Source organism: Micromonospora sp. CPCC 205739, from assembly GCF_036906795.1.
GTDB lineage: Bacteria > Actinomycetota > Actinomycetes > Mycobacteriales > Micromonosporaceae > Micromonospora.
In genome coordinates, this window is record NZ_JBAKHS010000043.1 from 1 (window position 1) to 9,456 (window position 9,456).

Below are 9,456 nucleotides of genomic sequence, written 5' to 3' on the forward strand. Positions count from 1 at the left end.
GACCACGGCGGCGCGCTCGTCCATGTCGGACTTCTTCGTCGCCGCGATGATCGCCTTCACGTTGCCGACCTGCTCGTCGCTGAGGTCGATGCGCGACTGCTTGCCCTGCACACCGTGCGGAATCAGCTTGCTCTTGTCCGCCTTGTCGGCCTGCACCACCGCCACCGCCTTGGCATCCACCGCCGGGGCGGCGTGAGCCTCGGTCACCGGGCCGGCGAAGACACCACCGGCGAAAGCCAGACCAACAATACCCAGAACGCTCTTACGCATCGTGTTCATGGAGGAAGCTCCTTCAGGGGGTTGGCACCCAGACTCGATGGGGTCGAGCGGGTGCAAGCACCACGATCAGGCGCTCACAAAGTTCAAAAGGGGAAAGCCTTCGTCCGGCAGGCTTCGCGAGCCGGGGGGCTCGCGGCGCCGGGACCATGTGTAACGACCGGCCGCCCACCATCATTCCGGGGGCCATCCCGGGCCGGCCACGTCATCGGGCCGCACAGCCGGGCTGCTACTGCGATCGTCCAGGTGATGTAACGACCCGCCGCCCATCATCATTCCGGGGGCTCGCATCCCGCAGGCCAGGCCAGCGGGGTTGCTACTGCGATCGTCTAGGGGATGTAACGACACCGGCCCGGCCGCCATTCCGCCCTCAGGGTGCCGCCGGTCACGGGACATCCGGAGACGGGAGGCGCAAGAAACCGAACGGCCCGTACCGGACATAGAGCGCTCGGCGGACAGGCCCGCCTGATCGACGCAACGAGGCACTGGCGACCGACAATGGGCGAAATGCCCGCGCCGAATGGCAACGCACCACACGCAAGAATGGGCGGGGAACGGAAAGCGGGCGACCAGGTTCGCTGCGCGGAGCGGAGTCGGCGTTACCCTGACACCATGCAGGCCGTCGTCAGCACCACGCCCCACCTGGCCCGCCCGGGCCGTCCCGCCGTGGTGGCGCGCACCCTGGCGGAGCTGGCCGGCCCCACCCGAGGGGTGGTGGAGCTGCCGGTGCGGTTGATGTGGAACGCCGACCGGACGTTCGACCTGGGCGACCCGGACCAGCTGCTCTGGATGTACGAGAACGTGCTGCGGGAGACCACCCGCGCCGACGACCTGCGGCACCTGATCAACGGGCGGACGCTGCGGCGGGTGTGGCGGCGGCTGAACCTGCCCCGGGGCGTCCGGCAGGCGTGGGAGAGCCGGCACCGGGGTCTGCGTACCGCGTGAGCGGCCCCCACCTGCACGAGTTCTACCGCGAGGTCGCCCGGGTGGCGCTCACGGCGGCCGGGCCGCACCGGTTCGTGCTCGGCGGCGGGGTGGCCTGGGCCGCGCACGGGCTGGTCACCCGCCCCACCGAGGACGTCGACCTCTTCGCCGATGTGGAGGGCGCGGCGGCGGCCGCCGCCGCGGAGGTGCGGACGGCGCTGGAGCGTGCCGGGTTCGAGGTGGCCGACGCCGACCCGGACAGCGACCTGGGCGGGCTGTTCGACGGCTTCGACCGGGACATGAAGGACTTCGTGGTCACCCGGGGGCACCGGCGGATCCGGCTGAGCCTGGCCCGGCTCGACCGGTACCGCTCCCCCGTGGTGATGGACTTCGGCCCGGTGATGGACGTCCGGGACCTGGTGGCGAACAAGACCGCCGCGTTGGTCAACCGGCGCGAGGTCCGCGACTACATCGACGTGTCCGCGGCGCTCGACCACTATCCGGTGGCCGAGCTGCTGGAGCTGGCCCGGCAGGTCGACCCGGCCCTGGACGACGACGACGTCCGGGAGGCGGGGCGCTACCTGGACCGGGTGCCGGACCAGCGGTTCGCCCGCTACGGCCTCGACGCGGCGCGGATCGCCCAGGTACGCCGCCGGCTGGCCGCCTGGCCCCGCTGACCGCCGTTCGATCAACCGGGCGCCGACCGCCGCTCACTTGGTGAAGCGGCCGCCGGTCACGCCCAGGATCTCGCCGGTGACGTAGCTGGACTCCTGCGAGGCGAAGAAGACGTACGCGGGGGCGATCTCCGCCGGCTGGCCGGGTCGTCCCATCGGGGTGTCCGTGCCGAACTGCTTGACCTTCTCCTCGGGCATGGTGGCCGGGATGAGGGGCGTCCAGACCGGACCGGGGGCCACCGCGTTGACCCGGATGCCCCGCTCGGCCAGCTGCGCCGCGAGCCCCTTGGTGAAGTTGGCGATCCCGGCCTTGGTGGTGGCGTAGTCGAGCAGCTGCGGCGAGGGGTCGAAGGCCTGGATGGAGGTGGTGTTGATGATCGTGGACCCCTCCGCCAGGTGCGGCACCGCCTCCCGGCAGAGCCAGTACATGGCGTACAGGTTGGTCTTCAGGACCCGGTCGAACTGGGCGGTGCTGATGCCGAGCAGCCCGTCGTCCTGGGACATCTGGTAGGCGGCGTTGTTCACCAGGATGTCGATGCCGCCCAGGTCGGACAGGGTCCGCTTCACCAGCTCACGGCAGTGGCCCTCGTCGGTGAGGTCGGTGCGCACCGCCACGCCCCGGCGGCCGGCCTCCTCGACCAGCCGCACCGTCTCCCGGGCGTCGGCGTCCTCCTCCTCGCCCAGGTAGGAGATGACCACGTCGGCGCCCTCCCGGGCGAAGGCGATCGCCACGGCACGGCCGATGCCGGAGTCACCGCCGGTGATCAGTGCCCGCTTGCCGGTCAGCCGGTCGCTGCCCCGGTACGACTGCTCGCCGTGGTCGGGCTTCGGGCCCATCTCCCCGGTGGAGCCGGGCGCCGACTGCTGCTGGGCGGGCTGGCCCTGCTGCTGGCCGTACTGCTCGGTGGGGTCCTGCCGGGTGTACTGGTCCTCGCTCACCGGGGGCTCCTCGGGTAGTTCGTCCGGCCTGGTCGTGCCCGGCCTACCCGGCGGCTCCGGTGAGAAACGAGGGCGACGCGCCGCCCGGACGACCTCGGTGTCACGCGACGGTGGCCTGCGGCGCTGGTGGGGTGGAACATTTCGGGCTGCTGTGGCAGGAGTGACCGCAGCTCGTTATGGTGCGCAACGGCGCCCACGAGGCGCGTCCACCCATCGAAGGGCACCGCATGACCTCCTCTTCCGGCGCCTCGCGCCGCCAGGTGCTGGCCGTCGCCGCCGCCGCGGCGACCGCTCCCCTGATCGCCGGCGCCCCCGCCCGGGCCGCCGAAGCGCAGGGACCGAAGACCTGGGACCTGACCGTCCTCGGCACGTCGGACACGCATGGCAACGTCTACAACTGGGACTACTACAAGGACGCCGAGTACGACGACAGCCGGCACAACGACATCGGCGTCGCCAAGCTCGCCACCCTGGTCAACCAGATCCGCGCCGAGCGCACGGGCAAGGCGACCCTGGTCCTCGACGCCGGCGACACCATCCAGGGCACGCCGCTGGCCACGTACTACGCCAAGCAGGAGCCGATCACCGTCACCGGTGAGACGCACCCGATGGCCAACGCCATGAACATCCTGAAGTACGACGCCGTGACGCTGGGCAACCACGAGTTCAACTACGGCCTGCCGCTGCTCGCGAAGTGGATCGAGCAGCTGGGCTTCCCGGCGCTCGCCGCCAACGCAGTCAACGCGGCCACCGGCAAGCCGGCCTACCTGCCGTACGTGATCAAGAAGGTCCGCCTCGGCGGCGCGGACTCCCCCACCATCAACGTCGGCATCCTCGGCCTGACCAACCCGGGCGTGGCCATCTGGGACAAGGGCAACGTCGAGGGCAAGCTGGTCTTCCCGGACATGGTCGAGACCGCCGCCAAGTGGGTGCCGATCATGCGCGAGCGCGGTGCCGACCTGGTCATCATCTCGGCGCACGGCGGCGACAGCGGCACCTCCAGCTACGGCCCGGAGCTGCCGAACGAGAACCCGGTCACGCTGATCGCCCAGCAGGTCCCGGGCATCGACGCGATCCTCTTCGGCCACGCGCACGCCGAGGTCGTGGAGAAGTTCGTCACCAACACCGCCACCGGCGCGCAGGTGCTCACCGCCGAGCCGTCGAAGTGGGGCCAGCGGCTGACCCGGATGGACTTCACCGTGCAGAAGGTGCGCGGCCGCTGGAAGGTCCTCGCCAAGAGGGCGACCATGCTCAACACCAACACCGTGGTCGAGGACCCGGCGGTGCTCGCGGCCGTGCGCGGCCAGCACGACAGGACCGTCGCCTACGTCAACACGGTCGTCGCGCAGTCCTCCGAGGAACTGTCGGCCGCCGAGTCGCGGTACAAGGACACCCCGATCCTGGACTTCATCAACCACGTCCAGACCGAGGTCGTCACCGCGGCGCTGGCCGGCACGGCGCACGCGTCGCTGCCGGTGCTGTCGATCGCCGCCCCGTTCAGCCGCACCGCGGTCTTCCCGCAGGGCGACGTGCGGATCCGCGACGTCGCCGGCCTCTACGTCTTCGACAACACCCTCGAGGCCGTGGTGCTCACCGGCGCCGAGGTGAAGGCGTACCTGGAGTACTCGGCGAAGTACTTCAAGACCCTTCCCGTGGGGGCGGCCGTCGACCCGGCCACCATCAGCGACCCGGCCGTGCCCGACTACAACTACGACGTGTTCTCGGGCGTCGACTACGACATCGACATCAGCCGGCCGGTCGGCCAGCGGATCACCCGCCTGGTGCTGCCGGGCACCGACACCCCGGTCGCCGACACCGCGCAGTTCGTCGTCGCGGTGAACAACTACCGGCGCAGCGGCGGCGGCAACTTCCCCGGCATCGTCAAGACCCAGGTCTACAACCAGCAGCAGGAGATCCGCCAGCTGCTCATCGACTGGGCGCAGGCGAAGGGGACCATCAACCCGGCCGACTTCTTCGTGCCGAACTGGAAGCTGGTGCGCGAGGGCGTACCGGTCTTCTGAGCCGTACCACCGACGGGCCGTGGGGATTGATCCCCACGGCCCGTTCGCGCTGCCCTGCCGGGGCGTCAGCCGCCCGGCCCGAGCCGGAGGTGCCACTGGTCGTCGTTGGCGACGGTGTCCGATCGGTCCCGGCGCGGATCGGTCTCGGTCAGCTCCACCCGCTCGTCGGGGCGGACCGGGGGCGGCAACTCGCCGAACCGCACGTGGCGCAGGAAGGCGTACTCCTCGTCGTCGAACGAGGTGGGCTCCGGCTCGGTCATGCCCGCATTGTGCCGCCGCCGGTCCCGCACCGCCATCGCATCAACGGCCCACACCCGGGTAAGCGCGCCCGAGCCGGCGTCGGCGACGAGGTGGAGGCGACCATGCGCGCGGTTCGGATGACCGCTCCCGGGGTGCTCGAACAGCTGGAGGTCCCCACCCCGACGCCCGGGCCGGGTGAGGTGCTGCTCGCCGTCGGCGCCGTCGGCGCGTGCCACTCCGACCTGCACCTCCTCGACGCGCCCGCCGGACAGTTCCCCACCCCGATGACGCTGGGCCACGAGACGGCGGGCACGGTCGACACGGTCGGCGCCGCGGTGTCCGGCTGGTCGCCCGGGGACCGGGCGGCGGTGTACGGGGTCATCGGCTGCGGCGCCTGCCCGGCCTGCCTGCGCGGGTGGGAGAACCGGTGCCGCCGGGTGCCGCCGGGCGGCATCGGGCTCAGCCGCGACGGCGGGCTCGCCGAGTACCTGGTGGTGCCCGCCTCCCGCCTGCTGCCCATCGGCGACCTGCCGCTGACCCAGGCCGCGGCGCTCACCGACGCCGGGCTCACCCCGTACCACGCCGTCGAGCTGGCCCGCCCTTCGTTGCGGCCGGGCAGCTGGTGCGTGGTGCTCGGCATCGGCGGGCTGGGCCACATGGCGGTGCAGATCCTGGCCGCCACCACCGCGGTACGGATCGTCGCGGTGGACACCGACGTGGCCGCGCTGGACCTGGCGACCCGGGTGGGGGCGCACCACGTGGTGCGGGCCGGCCCGGAGGCGGTCCAGCGGATCCGGGAGGTCGTCGGGCCCGCGCCGGACGGCGTCGACGTGGTGATCGACTGCGTCGGGGTGGACGCCACCCTGACCACGGCCGCGGCGGTCGTGGCCCCGGGCGGGCGGCTGCTCCTGGTCGGCCTCGGCGGCGGGACGCTGCCGGTGCGGCCCGTCGCCGACGCGCCACCCACGCTGCCGATGGAGGTCAGCGTGGAGGTGCCGTTCTGGGGCACCCGCGCCGAACTCCAGGAGGTGATCGCCCTGGGTCAGCTCGGGCTGCTCATCGCCGACGTGCAGACCTTCCCGCTGGACCGGGCGCCGGAGGCGTACGACCTGCTGCGCCGGGGCCAGATCCACGGCCGGGCGGTCGTGGTGCCCTGAGCGCCGTGCGGGGCGGCGGTGGTCAGCGGGGCCGGCTGGTCACCGGCTCGGCGGGCGCGGTGCGTTGCCGCATCGGCGGGAGGCGGTCCAGCAGCGCCAGGCCGGCCCGGACCGGGGGCCGGGTCAGCGTACGGTCGAAGCTGGAGCGGCCCTGGCAGAACCGGACGAACATCCCCCAGCCGGCCGGCGTGGCCAGCAGGGCGTGGAAGACGTCCGGCCGGCGTTCGAAGACCTCCAGCAGGCGGTGCCCGGCCAGCATCGACGGGACCAGCTGATCGCGGACGTCCCGCTCGTAGCGGTCCAGGTCGCCGGCGGCGACCGCAGCACCGGCGAGCGCCCCGGAGCGCAGCGCGTAGCTGATCCCCTCCCGGCTCCACGGCTCCAGCAGGCCGGCCGCGTCCCCGGCGACCAGCACCCGCCCGTGGCGCAGCGGCGAGTCGTCCGCCCGGCAGCGGGTCAGGTGCCCGGAGTCGTGCTCGGCCGCCAGCCCGGACAACCCGAGCCGGTCGACGAAGCGGCGCAGGTATCCGCGGGTCCGCTCCCCCTCGCCCCGGGCGGCGATCACCCCCACCGTCAGGCTCGATCCCTTGGGGAACACCCAGGCGTAGGAGCCGGGCACCGCGCCCCAGTCCAGCAGCAGCCGGCCGCGCCAGCGCCGCTGCTCGGCCGGGGGCACCGGCAGCTCCCGCTCCAGGCCCAGGTCCACCTGACGGAACCGGACACCCACGTGCCGGGAGCTGACCCCGGAGGAACCGTCCGCCCCGATCACCGTCCGGGCCTGCACGGTCTGACCGTCGGCCAGGCGTACGCGTACCCCGTCGGGGTCCTGGTCGATGCCGCGCACCGCGACGCCCTCGCGCAGCTCGGCCCCGGCGGCGACCGCGGCCGCGCGCAGCCGGTCGTCGAACTCGTCCCGGCGGACCATCGCCACCAGCGGGGTGCGATGCCGGCGGGTGAAGGCGCGTCGTCCGTCGCGGGTGAAGGTGACCCGGTCGACCAGGTCGTGCGCGGGAACCTCGACCCGGTCCGCGACCGCGGTCAGCGAGGTGCCGATCAGGCCACCGCCGCACGTCTTGTAGCGGGGGTGCACGGCCCGGTCCAGCACCAGCGTGCGCACGCCCGCGCCGGCCGCGGCGTGGGCGGCGGTGAGCCCGGCGGGGCCGGCGCCGACGACGACGAGATCCCAGGTGATCACGGGCTCCACCCTAGGGCACCCCGGTCCGGCCGGCCGCTCACGACCGACCCGATCGGGTGGGCATTGTCGGTCACCCGGCGGGTAAGCCGCGGTACCCAGGCCGCCCGTCGGACGGGCGGGTCACGGCAAGGAGGTCACCATGCAGCAGGTACGTCTGTCGGATGCCGAGGTACGGGTGTACGACGCGGTCTCGGCGCTGGAGGCGCGCGGCCAGGTGCCGTACCCGGACCTCATCGCCCAGGAGGCCGGCATGGCGGTGGAGGAGGTGCACGCACCCCTGCACCTGCTGACCGAGAAGGCTCTGCTGCACCGGGAGGACTCGCCGATGGCCGGGCTGGACTTCGGCCCGCGCTGGTGCGCCCGCCAGATGGCGTGACCGGTGTGCCCGGCGGGACGCCGGGGTAGCGGTCGGCCGTGGACGATCGACGGGCCGCCGTGACGGAGACGGGCGACCGACGCCGCTGGCAGGCCCTCGGTGTGGGGCTGGTCGCGACGTTCATGACGCTGCTGGACGTCAGCATCGTCAACGTGGCCGTCCCGTCGATGGACCGGGCGCTGCACGCGAGCCCGAGCGACCTGCAGTGGGTGCTCTCCGGGTACGCGCTGACCTTCGGGCTGCTCCTGGTGCCCGCCGGCCGGTTCGGCGACGCCCGCGGGCGACGCACCGCCTTCGTGGTGGGCGTTGCCCTCTTCACGCTCACCAGCGCCCTCGCCGGGCTGGCCGCCTCACCCGCCTGGCTGGTCGCCGCCCGGCTGCTCCAGGGCGCCGCCGCCGGGGTGGTCAACCCGCAGGTGACCGGCCTGGTCCAGCAACTGTTCCGGGGCGCCGAGCGGGGGCGGGCGTTCGGTCTGCTCGGCGCGACCATCGGCGTCTCCACCGCGATCGGTCCGCTGCTGGGCGGCCTGCTCATCCATCTCGGCGGTGCGGAGCACGGCTGGCGGTGGGTGTTCTTCGTCAACGTGCCGGTGGGCGTCCTCGCGGTGGTGCTCGGCTGGCGGCTGCTGCCCACCCGACCGACCGGGGAACCCGACCGGCACCGGCTCGACCCGGTCGGCGTGCTGCTGCTCGGCGCCGGGGTGCTGCTCCTGCTGCTGCCGCTGGTGCAGAGCGAGCAGTGGCAGAGCCCGTGGAAGTGGGCGCTCGTCCCGGCCGGCCTGGCGGTCCTGGTCGGCTTCGGCCGCTGGGAGCGCCGGTACGCCCGCCACCGGACACCCCTGTTCGACCTGCGGCTGTTCGAGCTGCGCTCGTACACCCTCGGCGCGTTGATCGCGCTGGTCTACTTCGGCGGGTTCACCGCCATCTTCTTCATCTTCACGCTCTACCTGCAGAACGGCCTCGGCTACAGCGCGCTGGTCGCCGGCCTGGCGATCACGCCGTTCGCCCTCGGCTCCGCGCTGGCCTCGACGCTCGGCGGCCGGATCGTCGACCGCTTCGGCCGCCCGCTGGTCGGCGTGGGCCTGGTCGTCGTGGTGCTCGGTCTCGGCGCGGTGGTGATCGTGCTGCGCGACTCCCCGCAGCACTCGGTACCGCTGCTGACCGCGCTGCCGCTGCTGGCGGCCGGGCTGGGCAGCGGCCTGGTCATCACCCCGAACCAGACCCTCACCCTGTCCGAGGTACCGGTGCCGCAGGCGGGCAGTGCTGCCGGGATGCTCCAGACCGGCCAGCGCATCGGCTCGGCGGCCGGCATCGCCGCCGTCGGGGCGCTCTTCTTCTCCTCGCTGTCGAGCACCGGCGGGGACTGGTCCACCGCCTTCCGACACTCACTGCTGCTGGCGGCCGGAGTGATCGTGCTGGCCCTGATGGCGGCTCTCCTGGACATCACCCTGAACCACCGCCAGCACTGACCCGCCCGCCCACGTTCGCTGCCCCCTCCCCTGCGTTTCCGCCTCCCACCCTTCCGCCCGGTGATCATGAAGTTAGCGGCGGTGTTGATCTCCTCCACTGCCGCCGACTTCATGATCAACGCGTCCGGTCGGTCTGATCCGGGGAGATCTTGGACAGTTGCCGTTCGGGGGGAACGGTAAGTGTC

9 protein-coding genes and 1 pseudogene are annotated in these 9,456 nt (G+C 72.8%); 6 read left to right on the forward strand and 4 right to left on the reverse strand.

All coding sequences use genetic code 11. From position 1 onward, the window contains the following. A pseudogene (locus V6U88_RS29930) lies at positions 1-279 on the reverse strand (hypothetical protein); the annotation flags it as partial. A gap of 609 nt (positions 280-888) precedes the next feature. On the opposite strand from V6U88_RS29930, the gene V6U88_RS29935 reads away from it, so the two are divergent. Next, on the forward strand, positions 889-1,221 hold the full coding sequence (locus V6U88_RS29935) for a hypothetical protein (protein WP_334458257.1): 333 nt from the start codon (positions 889-891) through the stop codon (positions 1,219-1,221). Further along, a complete protein-coding gene (locus tag V6U88_RS29940; RefSeq protein ID WP_334458258.1) occupies positions 1,218-1,877 on the forward strand; it encodes a nucleotidyl transferase AbiEii/AbiGii toxin family protein in 660 nt (219 codons plus the stop codon). The genes V6U88_RS29935 and V6U88_RS29940 overlap by 4 nt, the downstream gene beginning before the upstream one ends. Positions 1,878-1,910: 33 nt before the next feature. On the opposite strand, the gene V6U88_RS29945 is transcribed toward V6U88_RS29940, so the two are convergent. Then, complete coding sequence (locus V6U88_RS29945) at positions 1,911-2,813, reverse strand: SDR family oxidoreductase (protein WP_334458259.1); 903 nt, start codon at positions 2,811-2,813, stop codon at positions 1,911-1,913. A 227-nt stretch (positions 2,814-3,040) separates the two neighbouring features. On the opposite strand from V6U88_RS29945, the gene V6U88_RS29950 reads away from it, so the two are divergent. Then, positions 3,041-4,834, forward strand: coding sequence for a bifunctional metallophosphatase/5'-nucleotidase (locus V6U88_RS29950; RefSeq protein ID WP_334458260.1), 1,794 nt, complete (start codon positions 3,041-3,043; stop codon positions 4,832-4,834). 65 nt (positions 4,835-4,899) lie between these two features. Here the strand turns inward: V6U88_RS29950 and V6U88_RS29955 are convergent, their stop codons facing one another. After that, positions 4,900-5,094: a hypothetical protein gene (locus tag V6U88_RS29955; RefSeq protein WP_334458261.1), complete on the reverse strand. Its 195-nt coding sequence runs from the start codon at positions 5,092-5,094 to the stop codon at positions 4,900-4,902. A 102-nt stretch (positions 5,095-5,196) separates the two neighbouring features. Here V6U88_RS29955 and V6U88_RS29960 point away from each other — a divergent pair, with 102 nt between their 5' ends. After that, on the forward strand, positions 5,197-6,231 hold the full coding sequence (locus V6U88_RS29960) for an alcohol dehydrogenase catalytic domain-containing protein (protein WP_334458262.1): 1,035 nt from the start codon (positions 5,197-5,199) through the stop codon (positions 6,229-6,231). Between the two features lie 22 nt (positions 6,232-6,253). Here the strand turns inward: V6U88_RS29960 and V6U88_RS29965 are convergent, their stop codons facing one another. Then, positions 6,254-7,426, reverse strand: a complete 1,173-nt coding sequence (locus V6U88_RS29965; protein WP_334458263.1) for a geranylgeranyl reductase family protein — start codon at positions 7,424-7,426, stop codon at positions 6,254-6,256. Between the two features lie 139 nt (positions 7,427-7,565). Between V6U88_RS29965 and V6U88_RS29970 the strand changes: the two genes are divergently transcribed. Both V6U88_RS29970 and V6U88_RS29975 read left to right on the forward strand, forming a co-directional pair. Next, entirely contained in the window at positions 7,566-7,802 is a 237-nt protein-coding gene (locus V6U88_RS29970; RefSeq protein WP_334458264.1) for a hypothetical protein, read from the forward strand. Between the two features lie 38 nt (positions 7,803-7,840). Beyond that, complete coding sequence (locus V6U88_RS29975; protein ID WP_334458265.1) at positions 7,841-9,271, forward strand: MFS transporter; 1,431 nt, start codon at positions 7,841-7,843, stop codon at positions 9,269-9,271. Positions 9,272-9,456 lie beyond the last annotated feature (185 nt).

Bases quoted from the DNA above. Each gene is read 5' to 3' on its own strand.
- V6U88_RS29935 (WP_334458257.1), top strand. From the start codon at position 889: ATGCAGGCCGTCGTCAGCACCACGCCCCACCTGGCCCGCCCGGGCCGT.
- V6U88_RS29950 (WP_334458260.1), top strand. From the start codon at position 3,041: ATGACCTCCTCTTCCGGCGCCTCGCGCCGCCAGGTGCTGGCCGTCGCC.
- V6U88_RS29955 (WP_334458261.1), bottom strand. From the start codon at position 5,094: ATGACCGAGCCGGAGCCCACCTCGTTCGACGACGAGGAGTACGCCTTC.
- V6U88_RS29960 (WP_334458262.1), top strand. From the start codon at position 5,197: ATGCGCGCGGTTCGGATGACCGCTCCCGGGGTGCTCGAACAGCTGGAG.
- V6U88_RS29970 (WP_334458264.1), top strand. From the start codon at position 7,566: ATGCAGCAGGTACGTCTGTCGGATGCCGAGGTACGGGTGTACGACGCG.